This is a genomic window from Vreelandella maris, assembly GCF_013371085.1.
Lineage (GTDB): Bacteria > Pseudomonadota > Gammaproteobacteria > Pseudomonadales > Halomonadaceae > Vreelandella > Vreelandella maris.
In genome coordinates this window covers 1-13,319 of record NZ_JABWCV010000047.1, presented here as the reverse complement: position 1 = coordinate 13,319, position 13,319 = coordinate 1, and the positions used below count along the sequence as shown (strand labels likewise).

The 13,319-nt window shown below is 49.6% G+C and carries 13 protein-coding genes and 1 pseudogene; 10 read left to right on the top strand and 4 right to left on the bottom strand.

All coding sequences use genetic code 11. From position 1 onward, the window contains the following. Positions 1-69: 69 nt before the first annotated feature. On the bottom strand, positions 70-930 hold the full coding sequence (locus HUO07_RS20905; RefSeq protein WP_176305071.1) for a hypothetical protein: 861 nt from the start codon (positions 928-930) through the stop codon (positions 70-72). Positions 931-1,067: 137 nt separating this feature from the next. Continuing rightward, on the bottom strand, positions 1,068-2,093 hold the full coding sequence (locus HUO07_RS20900; RefSeq protein WP_235976203.1) for a TAXI family TRAP transporter solute-binding subunit: 1,026 nt from the start codon (positions 2,091-2,093) through the stop codon (positions 1,068-1,070). Positions 2,094-2,439: 346 nt separating this feature from the next. Here HUO07_RS20900 and HUO07_RS20895 point away from each other — a divergent pair, with 346 nt between their 5' ends. From HUO07_RS20895 to nfsA, 9 genes are read left to right on the top strand one after another with little or no spacing between them, the layout of a single operon-like run. Continuing rightward, the gene (locus tag HUO07_RS20895; RefSeq protein ID WP_176305070.1) at positions 2,440-3,297 is read left to right on the top strand and encodes an HTD2 family dehydratase; all 858 of its coding nucleotides are present in this window, start codon (positions 2,440-2,442) and stop codon (positions 3,295-3,297) included. Further along, the gene (locus HUO07_RS20890; protein WP_176305069.1) at positions 3,297-4,460 is read left to right on the top strand and encodes an acyl-CoA dehydrogenase family protein; all 1,164 of its coding nucleotides are present in this window, start codon (positions 3,297-3,299) and stop codon (positions 4,458-4,460) included. Before HUO07_RS20895 ends, HUO07_RS20890 begins: the two co-directional genes overlap by 1 nt. Positions 4,461-4,476: 16 nt before the next feature. Further along, complete coding sequence (locus HUO07_RS20885; RefSeq protein WP_176305068.1) at positions 4,477-5,838, top strand: MmgE/PrpD family protein; 1,362 nt, start codon at positions 4,477-4,479, stop codon at positions 5,836-5,838. Positions 5,839-5,895: 57 nt separating this feature from the next. Next, positions 5,896-7,098, top strand: a complete 1,203-nt coding sequence (locus HUO07_RS20880; protein WP_176305067.1) for a CaiB/BaiF CoA transferase family protein — start codon at positions 5,896-5,898, stop codon at positions 7,096-7,098. A gap of 13 nt (positions 7,099-7,111) precedes the next feature. After that, positions 7,112-7,939 carry an HpcH/HpaI aldolase/citrate lyase family protein gene (locus HUO07_RS20875; RefSeq protein WP_176305066.1) on the top strand — a complete coding sequence of 276 codons (828 nt, stop codon included), beginning with the start codon at positions 7,112-7,114 and terminating at the stop codon, positions 7,937-7,939. 13 nt (positions 7,940-7,952) lie between these two features. Beyond that, positions 7,953-8,372 carry a PaaI family thioesterase gene (locus HUO07_RS20870; protein WP_176305065.1) on the top strand — a complete coding sequence of 140 codons (420 nt, stop codon included), beginning with the start codon at positions 7,953-7,955 and terminating at the stop codon, positions 8,370-8,372. A gap of 30 nt (positions 8,373-8,402) precedes the next feature. Continuing rightward, positions 8,403-9,152, top strand: coding sequence for an electron transfer flavoprotein subunit beta/FixA family protein (locus HUO07_RS20865; protein WP_176305064.1), 750 nt, complete (start codon positions 8,403-8,405; stop codon positions 9,150-9,152). Positions 9,153-9,208: 56 nt separating this feature from the next. Then, the gene (locus HUO07_RS20860; protein WP_176305063.1) at positions 9,209-10,135 is read left to right on the top strand and encodes an electron transfer flavoprotein subunit alpha/FixB family protein; all 927 of its coding nucleotides are present in this window, start codon (positions 9,209-9,211) and stop codon (positions 10,133-10,135) included. Between the two features lie 43 nt (positions 10,136-10,178). Further along, positions 10,179-10,910: an oxygen-insensitive NADPH nitroreductase gene (gene nfsA, locus HUO07_RS20855; protein ID WP_176305062.1), complete on the top strand. Its 732-nt coding sequence runs from the start codon at positions 10,179-10,181 to the stop codon at positions 10,908-10,910. Between the two features lie 82 nt (positions 10,911-10,992). Here nfsA and HUO07_RS20850 read toward each other — a convergent pair whose 3' ends face one another. Continuing rightward, on the bottom strand, positions 10,993-12,069 hold the full coding sequence (locus HUO07_RS20850) for an aminotransferase-like domain-containing protein (protein ID WP_246286941.1): 1,077 nt from the start codon (positions 12,067-12,069) through the stop codon (positions 10,993-10,995). A 108-nt stretch (positions 12,070-12,177) separates the two neighbouring features. Beyond that, positions 12,178-12,414 (bottom strand): annotated as a pseudogene (locus HUO07_RS21945) (GntR family transcriptional regulator); the annotation flags it as partial. 181 nt (positions 12,415-12,595) lie between these two features. Between HUO07_RS21945 and HUO07_RS20845 the strand changes: the two are divergent. After that, the coding region (locus HUO07_RS20845; RefSeq protein ID WP_176305060.1) for an aldehyde dehydrogenase family protein at positions 12,596-13,319 on the top strand (724 nt) is incomplete at its 3' end.

The following is a 13,319-nucleotide window of genomic DNA, read 5'->3' as shown; positions in this document are numbered from 1 at the left end:
TGTGTCTGAACGCCGGAAAGTGGTTAAAAAGTAGCCGATGTAAGTCGAGCCAGTAGGTGTTTAGCGGTGTTACAGCCTGAGTGCGGTACTGGCTGAGGTACTATGAGAAATCCAGGCTAAGACCCCATTGTCAGTATAGAGGTAGGTAAAGAAGCGAGCAGGGCTGTAGCCACGATGTTCGAAAATTCCTGGCAACCATGGGCCTATAAATGCATACAGAATAAATACACCTGTAATTATTACTAACGCCATTCCAGCAACACGGCGGGTGAGTTCTAAAATAAGTACTACCCCGATAGTAGACATATAAAAATCTAAATCGCCTACCATCGATGTACCAGCCATCAGCCGCCAGCGGGAGAGCGATAAAATAAGATACCCAGCAACGGCAAGGGCTATAAATCCGAGCGAAAGGTCTGACATGTTCAGACGTTTACGATTGCTTTTTATGCAGTAACTTGTAAAAAGCGATATAGCGAGAGCCAAAAATGAGACTAAACCAAGTTGGCTCTGAATAAATGCTAGAGGACCAGTAGTTCCTTCATCTTGTGGTTGTAGCCAGAGTAATACAACAAGCGCTAACGCATACCCAGATAGGATGATCGACGCAATGCCGAAGAACTTTGCCACAATGCTTTGTGGTTTGTCATCATTAAACCGGCTTGTAGCTCCAAGTAATAAAAAGCCGATCATCAAGCCAAAGGAAACGTGAATAATACGATATGTCCAGGTTTCAACTGGCTGTATATTTAGGGCATAAAGGTGAAAGCCAATGTATCCTACGCATATAATAAAAATGATTGAGGCAGAAGCGCCACTAAGCAGCCGTTCATTATTAGCGGGCTGAATTTCATCTACGCTAGCGGCATTGATAGCACCGGAAGCAGTACTGCCTTCTGCTGTGGAAGCAGTGTTGGTGTCTTTGCTCATCATGGCACCCTGTGTGGCACTCTATAAGTGATGGTTTAAAGATTTGAAATGGTAGTTCAGGAAGACATTAAACTGCTATGACGCGATGGTTTGCTGCCATTTTCGACAGCAAACCATTAACTTAATTATGCGTTAAATCAGCCCTTTAAGTCTTCGGGAATGTCATAGCCATTCTCTTCAAACCACTTAACGGCACCTGGGTGAAAGGGAATAGAGTTGTTGTAAGATATGTTTTCTGGAAGTGTTTCTGCAGCGGCGCCATGTACTTGGAGCATCTGCTCATGGTTACTCATAATGGTATCAACAATCTCGTAAACGAGTGTATCCGGCATATCCTTATGAGTAATTGCGAAGTTCCATAAAGAGACTGTTGGAATATCTTCATCGACAGAATTGTATGTTCCTCCCGGCACCACAGAGTGAGAAAGGGCTGGGAACTCCTCTAAAATCTGCTCAATTTCCTCCTCGCTATAACTGAAAATATTAACGTCTGCTTGTGCTTCCAATTGACTGAAAGAAGCTATCGGCATACCGGCCCCGAAAGCAAAGGCATCAATTAAATTATCTTGTAATTGGCCTGCTTGATCGGAAGCACCACCTTGAAGAGTCTCGACATCATACCCTAGAGCTTCAAAAAGCCGCGGATGATACTCATCATTGGTGCCGCCCGCAGGCCCTACACCTACGCGTTTGCCATCAAGGTCAGCCACCGATTCAATGTCGGAATTTTCTAGGCTAACAATGTGGAGTGCTGTTTGATACATAGGGAACATAGCGCGCACATCAGCATGCGTATTGTCAGGAAGTAGCTCACTGTTGCCTTCTAGGGCGTCCACCGCCGGACCCATAGTGACCATGCCAAAGTCATGTTCACCCATCTGGACCATGCTGATGTTCTGCACAGGACCGCCAGTTATTTCAGCACCTATACGGGTATCGAGCTTTTGGTTAACTAGGTTTGCCCAGCCGGAACCATAAATGTAGTAAGTCCCCCCCTGGCTTGCCGTGCCTACCGTCATGCTGTTAGGCCAGTCAGTTTGTTCGTTCGCCCAGCTATTCATTGAGGCGATTGCGAGTGTAAGAGCGGTAGTTGTTAATAAAATGTTTTTCATGTCTAACCCTTTAGCTGTCTTGTTGTTAATCGCCAATGTGTGACGACTCATGGGTTGCTAGCTCACTGGTTGAGCTTCATGTGCAGACTGCAACAGCTGGTGGAGAAGGTGAAGTTGGAATTTCCAACCCCCCCTTTTGGCTTTGTTTAACAAGACTTTTGTCTAAGGGGGATGTGAGGCTTTAATTGAGAGTTAAGAATCGCCAACTAAGATCATTCATTAGTTTTTATTTGTTTATGTCAAACATTGATGATGTCTAATTTATTGAAATCATTGCTTTATTTTTTTGAGTTAATGATGGGTGAATGCCCCGTTATTGTTTTTGAAATTCCAGCCACCCCTGACCTTCCTTCATGCTTGCTTCATGTTTAAACAACAATAGAAATGAGAGGCAGCCATGGCCCAAGCCATATTTCACACTTCTCCCCAAGATTTTAGCCAATGGATAGGGAAGCAAGAACTCCGCCATGATGTGATATCAGCTCAGCTAACTAAGCGCATTGCCATCATTTTTGGTGAAGGTTGCCCGCACGAAGGACAGCCATTACCTCACCTTTGGCATTGGGCATTTTTTCAAGAACCCCTTATTGAAACTTACCTGGGAAAAGATGGGCACCCAGCACGTGGAATTTTTTTGCCTCCTGCCGAGGGCAGAAATCGTATGTGGGCAGGTGGGCGTGTCTGCTTTCTTCAGCCATTGATCGTAGGTAAGTTGGCTAAATGTATCTCAACCATCAAAGCGGTTAAGGAAAAGCAAGGCAAAACCGGCTCCCTACTGTTCGTTACTGTCGAGCATCAGTATTTTCAGGATGGAGAGCTTTGTCTGAGTGAAGAACAAGATATCGTATACCGCGAGCCTAGTCCTCCTAAGTTAGAAAATGACTCACCATTACCAGCATTTACTTGGAACGAGACAATTCACCCCACCCCCGTCATGCTCTTCCGCTACTCCGCCGTCACCTTCAATGGTCACCGAATACATTACGACCACCCTTATGCCACAGAGCAGGAGGGGTACCCCGGTTTGGTAGTGCATGGCCCAATGATCGCTACATTGATATTACACAGCTTTATCAAACAATACCCTCAGCGCACACCGAAGAACTTCTCCTACCGTGGTTTGCGCCCTTTGATTGCCGATACCCCTTTTCACATTGGTGGTCACTATCCCAGTGAACAGCACTGCACTGCCTGGGCTTTTAATGATAAAGGCCCAGCGCATCAAGCTGAAATTGAATATAAGGAGTCAATATAATGTTTAATCATGACAATGAATCAATGGAAGCAATACGTGATGGTGTGCGGTCTCTTTGCGCAAACTTCGATGACTCTTATTGGCGTGGTATCGATGAGCGGAAAGCATTTCCTGAGGAGTTTGTTGATGCTTTAACGGAAGCTGGCTGGTTAGCCGCAATGATTCCTGAGGAGTATGGAGGCTCTGGTCTTGGTTTAACAGAGGCGTCAGTCATTCTCGAAGAGGTTAACCGCTGTGGCGGCAACTCGGGCACAGTTCATGGTCAGATGTACAACATGTTCACTTTATTGCGTCATGGTAGTGAGATGCAAAAACGTGAGTACCTGCCGAAAATAGCCGCTGGTGAGTTACGTCTACAGTCGATGGCTGTTACTGAACCGACCACCGGTACTGATACCACCAAAATTAAGACCACCGCCGTTCGAAAAGGAGACAAGTACGTCATCAATGGGCAGAAAGTCTGGATTTCACGTGTTCAGCACTCTGATTTGATGATCTTGCTTGCACGCACCACACCGTTGGATCAGGTGGAGCGTAAATCGTTGGGGATGTCGATTTTTCTGGTCGATCTCCATCAGGCAATTGGTAATGGGCTGAGCGTTCAGCCGATAGCCAACATGGTGAATCATGAAACCAATGAACTATTTTTCGATAACTTAGAAATCCCTGCTGACAACTTGATTGGCGAAGAAGGAATGGGCTTTCGCTACATCCTGGATGGCCTTAATGCTGAGCGAGCATTAATCGCAGCGGAGTGTATTGGTGATGGTCGTTGGTTTATCCAGAAGGCGAGCAATTACGCCCGTGACCGTGAAGTCTTTGGCCGCCCTATTGGTAAGAATCAGGGGGTGCAGTTCCCCATTGCAGAGGCACATATTGATGTAGAAGCTGCAGATTTGATGCGTTGGCGTGCCTGCTCTGAGTACGACAGCGGTCAACCCGTTGGTGCCAGTGCCAATATGGCGAAATATTTGGCAGCTGAAGCATCTTGGAAAGCGGCCAATGTATGCCTACAAACGCATGGCGGGTTTGGTTTTGCGGCGGAATATGACGTTGAGCGTAAATTCCGAGAGACACGCTTGTATCAAGTAGCACCAATTTCGACCAACTTAATTCTTTCTTACGTTGCCGAACATCTGCTCGATTTGCCGCGCTCGTTTTAACTGATTGGAGGTAGTGATGACAAATACAACAAGAGCACTCGCGGAGTTTCTTGCAGAACTTCGCTATGAAGATATCCCCGACGCTGTGCTTGATCGTTGCGAAGAATTATTCCTCGATTGGCTTGGCTCCGCATTAGCAGGAAAAGATTACGCTCCCATTCCTATCTTCGAACGCTTTGCACTGCTTATGGGGCCACATGCTGGTAAAAGCGAAATATTGACGCTCAGGACCTCTACATCGCCTTACTTTGCAGCCTTTGTTAATGCTGCGGCGTCGCATGTCGTCGAGCAAGATGATTTGCATAACTCCTCGGTTTTACACCCTGGAACGGTTGTGTTTCCGGCGGTGCTAGCAGCGGCACAGGCAGAAGGTAAATCGGGTCGTGAGTTAATTGTCGCAGCAGTAGCTGGTTATGAGGCGGGTATTCGTATTGGGGAAAGCTTAGGGCGATCTCACTATACCATCTTCCATACCACAGGAACCGTTGGCACATTAGCGGCGGCTGTGGGTGTTGGTAAGCTGTTGGGCTTTTCATCTGATGATTTCATGCATGCATTAGGTAGTGCAGGAACACAAGCCGCAGGGTTATGGGAATTTTTACGTGATGGTGCAGATTCTAAACAGCTGCATACAGCAAAAGCAGCGGCTGATGGTCTGCTTGCGGCCTACATGACTGCAGACGGGTTAACGGGCGCCCAACGTATCCTAGATGGTAAACAGGGAATGGCTGCGGGTATGTCTCAGGATGCTGATCCAGTGTGTCTGGCTGATCAGTTAGGTAAACGATGGGCGTTAATAGAAACTTCTTTTAAATTTCATGCCTCTTGTCGTCATACCCATCCTGCTGCCGATGCGCTCTTAGCTGTTATGAAGCGGGAAGGGTTGAATCACAGCGATATTGCCGCCGTCGTTACGCCCGTTCATCAGGCTGCCATTGATGTACTTGGCCCAGTGAACGAGCCTAGTACTGTCCATCAGGCTAAATTTTCTATGGGTACCGTTCTGGGCTTAATCGCGGTACATGGGAAAGCTGGACTAGAAGAGTTTCAAACGCACGCGCTGAAAGATGAAGAGGTAGCTGTATTTCGTCGTTTAGTCACTATGCGCTTAGATCCTGAAGTCAATGAGGCATATCCGAGTAAATGGATCGGTAAAGTCGAGGTGACAACGCAGAATGGGCAGGTTCATCAAGCGACGGTGCGTGACCCTAAAGGAGACCCAGAAAACACACTTTCACGAACGGAGCTTGAACATAAATTCCGGCGTTTAGTGGGCTTTTCAGGGGCAGTCGATGAAAGCGAAAGCAAACAATTAGTCGCGTTTTCGTGGGGATTGAGAGAACTCGACTCATTACCCATGCTTCTCACTCATGCATAACGCGATGCTGAATGTGCCTTTTGGCTTTTCGTAGGAAATCGATGAAAGGATAATAATATGAACTTGCAAGATTCCCCCCGCCCTCTTGATGGCATAACGGTAGTTAGTCTGGAACATGCAATTGCCGCACCTTTTTGTACACGTCAGTTGGCGGATTTGGGTGCACGTGTAATTAAAGTGGAACGCCCTGAAATAGGTGATTTTGCCCGCAATTATGATGAACGTGTGGATGGTCTGGCCTCTCACTTCGTTTGGACAAACCGTTCCAAACAGAGTCTTACCCTTAACGTGAAATCAGCCGAAGCGGATGAAATTCTTGAACGCTTACTAACTGACGCTGATGTGTTGGTTCAGAACCTAGCGCCGGGAGCAGCGGCACGGCTCGGGCTCTCATTTGAAGCATTACAAGAACGATTCCCGCGTTTAATTGTTTGCGATATTTCGGGTTACGGCGCTGATGGCCCTTATAAGCAAAAGAAAGCCTATGATTTATTGATTCAAAGTGAGGCGGGTTTCCTTTCTACTACAGGCCAACCAGGCGGTGATGGCATGGCCAAAGCAGGGTGTTCCATCGCAGATATTGCCGCGGGCATGTATGCCTATACCCATATTCTCTCTGCAATCATACTGCGCGATCGCACCGGTAAAGGCAGCCATATAGATATTTCTATGCTGGAGAGTCTTGTGGAGTGGATGGGTTATCCGATGTATTACGCTTATCAAGGCGCCGAGCCACCTCCCCGTGCTGGTGCCTCACATGCCACGATTTATCCTTACGGACCTTTTCCAGCAGGGGACGGGCAGGCAGTCATGTTGGGACTTCAAAACGAGCGAGAATGGTACTCCTTCTGCGAAGTTGTGATGAAAAATGCTGCCCTTGCAAGTGATGAGCGTTTTAACACTAACTCCCGTCGTTCGGCCAATCGTGACGAGCTAAGGGCCCTGATTATCCAAGCATTTTCGCATCTCTCTGCCGATGAAGTGATAGCGCGATTGGAGGATGCAAGTATTGCTAATGCTCATGTCAATGATATGCAAGGCGTTTGGCAACACCCTCAACTTGAGGCACGTCAGCGTTGGGTAGGCGTGCATAGCCCCTCAGGAAATCTACCTGCGTTGTTGCCCCCAGGAAGAAGTAGTGCTTTTCAACCTAAAATGAACCCCGTGCCTGAACTGGGGGAGCATAACTCTGAAATTCTTGCTCAGCTTGGATATGGACTGGAAAGCATTGCGTCTTTTAAAACCAGCGGCGTTATCTAATAGGGGGATAGCCATGCGACAGGGTCAACAACGCTCCTTGCTCTTTGTTCCCGGCACAAGGACAGATCGTATTGCTAAAGCACTGGCAAGCGGTGCGGACATCGTCGTTGTAGATTTGGAAGATGCCGTTGCGTTAGAAGAAAAAGCGACTGCACGTAAAGCGCTGGAGCAGTATTTAAATTCCACACCTGGGGTGTCTTTCATTGTTCGAATCAACGCAGAGGTTGGCAACGAAGAACAAGACTTTCAGCAGGATTTGGCACTCTGTACTAAGTTTCCCGCCATTACGGGCGTTATGCTTCCCAAAACAGAAACGCCGGAACAGATTGCTAGGGCAAGTGCTAGCGGCAAACCAATATGGCCATTGATTGAAACTGCGCAAGGGTTAATCTCTTTGCCCAAAATTGCGGCCTCAACGGGCGTAGAGCGCCTAGTGTTCGGTGCGCTAGATATGGCGGTTGATTTAAATTTAGAGCCAGGTAGCTCTGGGGCTGAAACCGTATTAGATCACTGTCGTCACCAATTAATTTTGCAATCTCGCGCGCATTCACTTCCATCTCCCATTGAAAGTGTTACTCCTGAAATTAATGACCTTAGCAAAGTAGAAATTGCAGCCAAAAAAGCCGTAGAAATGGGGTTTTCTGGCATGTTGAGCATTCACCCTAAGCAGGTATTAGCCATTCATAATGCCTTTACGCCGGATGATAAAACTCTTCATTGGGCGCGATGCATTCTTGAAGAAGCCAAGGTGCGAGGAGGTGCCTTCCAGTTTGAAGGCCAAATGGTAGATGCGCCGGTTTTATCTAGGGCTAGGGCTGTTTTGGCACGCGCCAATAACTAATACAAGGCACTCCATGGATTTGAACGTACTACATAACCCATTTATCGACATGCTTGGCGCTCAACTAGTTGAATGGTATCCGGAGCACTGTACCTGGGAGTTGGAAATTGCAGCGCGTCATACCAATACCCAAGATAGCCTCCATGGTGGTGTTATTGCCACGTTGCTAGATGTCGCCTGTGGCTATACCGGTTTTTGTCCTGAAAATGGCAAGTTAGAACACCGTGCTGCGACGTTATCGCTTTCAATTCAGTATTTGGCTAAGGCACGTGAAGGAGTGTTATTGGCAAAAGGACGCTTATTAGGTGGTGGTCGACGTGTCTTTTTTGCTGAAGCCCAGCTGTTTGCTAATGATCAACTCATTGCCACAGCCTCGGGTAGCTTTCGCCGTCACCAAGTCTCTGGCTCGGAGGCGCAACTACCGATTGCTTGATATCTACATTAAACGCATTGGATAAAATCTATGAAAATCCTCGTCGCTGTGAAGCGCGTCATCGACTACAACGTCAAAATCCGCGTTAAAGCGGATCACTCTGACGTCGACCTTACCAACGTCAAAATGGCCATGAACCCCTTCTGCGAAATTGCCGTGGAAGAAGCGGTACGCCTTAAAGAGAAGGGCGTAGCCACGGAAGTCGTCGCCGTCACGGTCGGGCCCAAAGCCGCTCAAGAGCAGCTGCGCACCGCGCTGGCGCTGGGCGCCGATCGCGCCATTCATATCGAAACCGACGAACGCGTCGAATCGTTGGCCGTGGCCAAGCTGTTGGCCAAAGTGGTCGAAGATGAGCAGCCGGGCATGGTCATCCTTGGCAAGCAGGCCATCGACACCGACAACAACCAGACCGGCCAAATGCTCGCCGCGCTGACCGGCCTGCCCCAAGGCACGTTTGCTTCTGAAGTAGCGGCCGACGGCGACAAGGTTAATGTGACGCGTGAAATCGACGGCGGCCTGCAGACCATCGCCCTGACGTTGCCCGCGATCGTCACCACCGATCTGCGCCTCAACGAGCCGCGCTACGCCAAGCTCCCCGACATCATGAAGGCCAAGAAAAAGCCGCTGGATGTGAAATCCCCCGCTGATTACGGCGTCGAGGTTGCTTCCAGGGTCAGCCTAGTGAAAGTGGAATCCCCGGCAGAACGCAAAGGCGGAGTCAAAGTCGCCTCGGTAGACGAGCTGATCGACAAACTGAAAAACGAAGCCAAAGTCCTTTAAGGTCGGTTCTTTACCACCAGTACTTTGCTACAAGCGCTTTGAAAGGAGTTGATGCCATGAGCATTCTGGTACTTGCGGATCTACACGAAGGCCAACTGGCCGGCGCCACCGCCCATGTCGTGGCGGCCACCCAAGCCATCGGTGGCGATATTGACGTTCTGGTGGCCGGAGAAGGCGTTCAAGCCGCCGCCGAAGCCGCCGCCAAACTCGACGGCGTAAGCAAAGTCCGCGTCGCGGATAACCCCGTTTACGCCCACCAGCTCGCCGAGCCTATGGGCGCGCTGCTGGTCGAACTGGCCGATGGCTACACCCACGTGCTGGCCAGCGCCTCCACCACCGGCAAAAACGTGCTGCCGCGTTTAGCCGCGCTAAAAGACGTCAGCCAGCTGTCGGACGTGATTGCCGTGGACAGCGCCGACACCTTCAAGCGTCCCATCTACGCCGGTAACGCCATCTCGACGGTGAAAAGCGACGATGCCCTCAAGGTCATCACCGTGCGTACCACCGGCTTTGATGCGGTCGGCACCAGCGGCAGCGCGACGGTGGAAGCCGTCGACGTAGTGGTGGAAAACAGCCAGTCTAGCTTTGTGAAAGAAGAGCTGGCGGCATCGGATCGTCCCGAGCTGGGCGGTGCTAAGGTGGTGATCTCCGGTGGTCGCGGTATGGGCAACGGTGAGAACTTCAAGCTACTCGACGGCATTGCTGACAAGCTGGGTGCCGCCATCGGTGCTTCCCGCGCCGCGGTAGACGCAGGCTTTGTACCCAACGACATGCAGGTCGGCCAGACCGGTAAGATCGTCGCCCCGGATCTGTATATCGCCGTGGGTATTTCCGGTGCCATCCAGCACCTGGCCGGCATGAAGGACTCCAAGGTGATCGTCGCGATCAATAAAGACGACGAGGCACCGATCTTTCAGGTGGCCGATTACGGCCTGGTGGGGGATCTGTTCGAGATCCTGCCAGAGTTTGAGAGCAAGCTGTAAGTCTCAACAATATTAAAATCTGGTCTTGGATAGGAATTAGATAATGAACGACACAATCAAATTGTTACAATCTCATCGTTCAATTCGAAAATTCGAAGAACGCGATATTCCTAAGAGTCTGTTAAGGGAGCTGGTTTGTTCAGGGCAGGCGGCAGCCACCTCTAGTCATATACAGGCCTATAGCATAATACATGTCACCAATAAAGAACTGCGCAATCAATTGGTTGAGCTGACAGGTGGCCAAAAGTACGTGGCGAGCAGTAGTGATTTTTTAGTCTTTTGCGCCGATATGAAACGACCACTGGAGGCGGCCAAAAGCACTGGAGAAAACGCCGTTAGCGGTATGACCGAGCAGCTTTTGGTTGCTACGGTAGATGTTTCACTTGTAGCGCAAAATATTGCGATCGCAGCGGAGTCAAAAGGACTAGGAATCTGCTATATAGGAGGGATACGCAATAATCCTCAAGCTGTGAGCGATATGCTAAGTTTACCTCAACATGTATATCCTGTTTTTGGTATGTGTATTGGTTACCCTGCACACGATCCTGATATTAAACCGCGGTTACCGGTTGAGGCTGTGTTGAAAGAGAACAATTATAGCGACGATACAGAGTATGTGAATGCTTTCAATCTAACAATGTACCACTATTATCAGGCTCGGAAGGGCGGTAATAAAATGTCGAACTGGTCTCAGAATTTAGCACCACTTTTTAATCAAAAACTGCGTTCGCATATGCAAGCATTTCTCGTTGAGAAAGGGTTTGAAATGAAGTGAGTTGGTGATTCCCACGATATTAATGCGATGAATAGTTTGATGTTGATAACCTAATAGAAAAGCGGATCAATGTATTTTTAATTCAGGGTGAAAGTAATATTTTGAGGTGGCGGCATAAACGATTAACTTCGTCTTTTAGTGTTTCGCCAGATAGCATCCCAACGCCCATGACAAGCCCTGAACGCTGGTCTTTACCAGCACATACGGTGCTTAGTGGACGTACCACCAAGTGTTCTCTAAGAAGTGACTTGGCAATGGCCACATCTTCAACCGGGTGTTCAAACTCAATACATATACCGATGGCATGACTTGGGGGAGAGATATAACGCACGTTAGGCAAAGTCTCTAGATGGTCGTGAACGACTTGTTGGCGCCCCAAATATTCCCTTTGTATGCGTCGGCACCAAGCATCCAAATCACCATTAGACATAAATTCGGCCAATACTGCCTGATCAAGCATTCGCCCCTCTCGAAAAAGCTCACTTCGTAATTGGTTGATAGGGGAGGAGAGGTGTTTTGGAACCACCAGATATCCTAGGCGTAAACCAGGAAATATCATTTTAGAAAAAGATCCCGCTAATATATGGCGATCAGATCGAGCATCAAAGAGAAGGTTGATGTGATCCTCCTGACTGAACTCGTAGTCATCTTCAATAATATAGGCTGGGTTCAGTGCTTGGCATAAGCGTCGTTTATCCTTTATGCAGGTGGGGACACTAAGTGGGTAATGATGCCCTCCCATCAAATAGGCTAGCTGAATAGGTTTGGGTGATTCGGGAAGAACATGGCCTTTGCCAGGCATCCACGGAATCATTTCAAGTTCTAGGTTTGAGGAAGTAAACACTTTTTGTGCACCCCAGTAGCAGGGCGATTCTATCGCCACTGTATCTCCAGCATCGGCAAGGGCCATGGCGCAAAGCTGAATCCCATTATGAGTACCGTCGGTAATAATGATTTGTTCAGTGTCACAATTAATGTTTCGCCAGCGCTGTAAAAAATCGCGAATTGCTCTCTTTAGGGGGCCATAACCGCCCGTAGAATAGGAGAGCAATAGGGCATTCTGTGGCACTGTCACATTAGCGTACAGTTGCCGCCATTTACGAATCGGGAACTTAGTTATATCAGGAATACCAGGTACGAAGGAGCCATTTTGTACCATGCCAGCCCCGGGGGCTTCGAGGACTCGCCGAGCCCGTGAGGAAAGTCGAGGCTCTGGTGTTTCAGAGGTGATTTCAGAAGCAAGATGGCTCGACCAGGTACCCTTCCCATGGTGGGTTACCATGAGCCCCTCTTTAATTAATGTGTGAATTGCCCTTGCGAGTGTATGCCTGGAGATATTCAGTGTCTCAGCAAACGCTCTGTGCCCAGGTAGGCGAGTAGACGTTGTCCATTTCTGTGTAACAGCCTGCCTCAGCGCTTGCTCAACGCGTACTTGCTTGCTTAGCGCGGCGGGCTGTCGGAGGTAGAGGTTCTCCAGCTGCTGCAATATTTTTGTTTTTTCCATTCCGCAATGCCCTCTAATTTGTATCGGATAGTAGGCACCCTTTCGTGAGCGCCCAATCGTTTCTTTTTGCCTGAGTTTTGCAAAGTATAAAAGTGGTCTGGTCAAACTTAAAAGTGGCGCATACGTCTATTTCCATTCCAATGCTAAGTTGCCACTCTACAGCGCTACTCAGGAGAACAATATGAGCTTTATCGAACAGTGGTTGCACGATGCCGTCCCTAGCTTGATTGGCGATGAGTGGCGGACAGGCCAACAAACCTTTGCGGTGGATAACCCCGCTACCGGTGAGACCATTGCCCGTGTGGCCGAGATGGGCGCCGACGATGCTCGTGACGCCGTGGCCGCCGCCTACAACGCCGGTGCTGCCTGGCGCGCCACCCCCGTGAAGCAGCGTTCGGCCCTGCTGCGCCGCTGGTTTGAGTTGATCAATGAGCACGCCGATGACCTAGCTCGCCTGATGACCCTAGAGCAGGGCAAGCCGCTGGCGGAAGCCAAAGGCGAAGTCACCTACGGCACCTCGTTTATCGAGTTCTTCGCCGAAGAAGCCAAGCGCATGGCCGGGGAAACCCTGCCAAGCCACGGCGCGGATAAGCGCCTGCTGGTACTGCGCGAGCCGGTCGGCGTGGTCGCGGCAATTACCCCCTGGAACTTCCCGCTGGCAATGATCACCCGCAAGTGCGCCCCGGCCCTGGCCGCGGGCTGCACCGTAGTGATTAAACCTGCGGAAGCGACGCCGCTTACTGCGCTGGCCGCCGCGTATCTGGCACTGGAAGCGGGCCTGCCCGCGGGCACCATCAACGTGGTCACCGCTTCCAAACCCGCGGCCGTGGGTGAAGTGCTCACCACCGACCCCCGAGTGCGCAAAGTCTCGTTCACTGGCTCCACCCCGGTGGGCAAACACCTGC

Coding starts and splice junctions, on each gene's coding strand:
- HUO07_RS20905 (WP_176305071.1), bottom strand. CDS start 930: ATGAGCAAAGACACCAACACTGCTTCCACAGCAGAAGGCAGTACTGCT.
- HUO07_RS20900 (WP_235976203.1), bottom strand. CDS start 2,093: ATGAGTCGTCACACATTGGCGATTAACAACAAGACAGCTAAAGGGTTA.
- HUO07_RS20895 (WP_176305070.1), top strand. CDS start 2,440: ATGGCCCAAGCCATATTTCACACTTCTCCCCAAGATTTTAGCCAATGG.
- HUO07_RS20890 (WP_176305069.1), top strand. CDS start 3,297: ATGTTTAATCATGACAATGAATCAATGGAAGCAATACGTGATGGTGTG.
- HUO07_RS20885 (WP_176305068.1), top strand. CDS start 4,477: ATGACAAATACAACAAGAGCACTCGCGGAGTTTCTTGCAGAACTTCGC.
- HUO07_RS20880 (WP_176305067.1), top strand. CDS start 5,896: ATGAACTTGCAAGATTCCCCCCGCCCTCTTGATGGCATAACGGTAGTT.
- HUO07_RS20875 (WP_176305066.1), top strand. CDS start 7,112: ATGCGACAGGGTCAACAACGCTCCTTGCTCTTTGTTCCCGGCACAAGG.
- HUO07_RS20870 (WP_176305065.1), top strand. CDS start 7,953: ATGGATTTGAACGTACTACATAACCCATTTATCGACATGCTTGGCGCT.
- HUO07_RS20865 (WP_176305064.1), top strand. CDS start 8,403: ATGAAAATCCTCGTCGCTGTGAAGCGCGTCATCGACTACAACGTCAAA.
- HUO07_RS20860 (WP_176305063.1), top strand. CDS start 9,209: ATGAGCATTCTGGTACTTGCGGATCTACACGAAGGCCAACTGGCCGGC.
- nfsA (WP_176305062.1), top strand. CDS start 10,179: ATGAACGACACAATCAAATTGTTACAATCTCATCGTTCAATTCGAAAA.
- HUO07_RS20850 (WP_246286941.1), bottom strand. CDS start 12,069: ATGGTACAAAATGGCTCCTTCGTACCTGGTATTCCTGATATAACTAAG.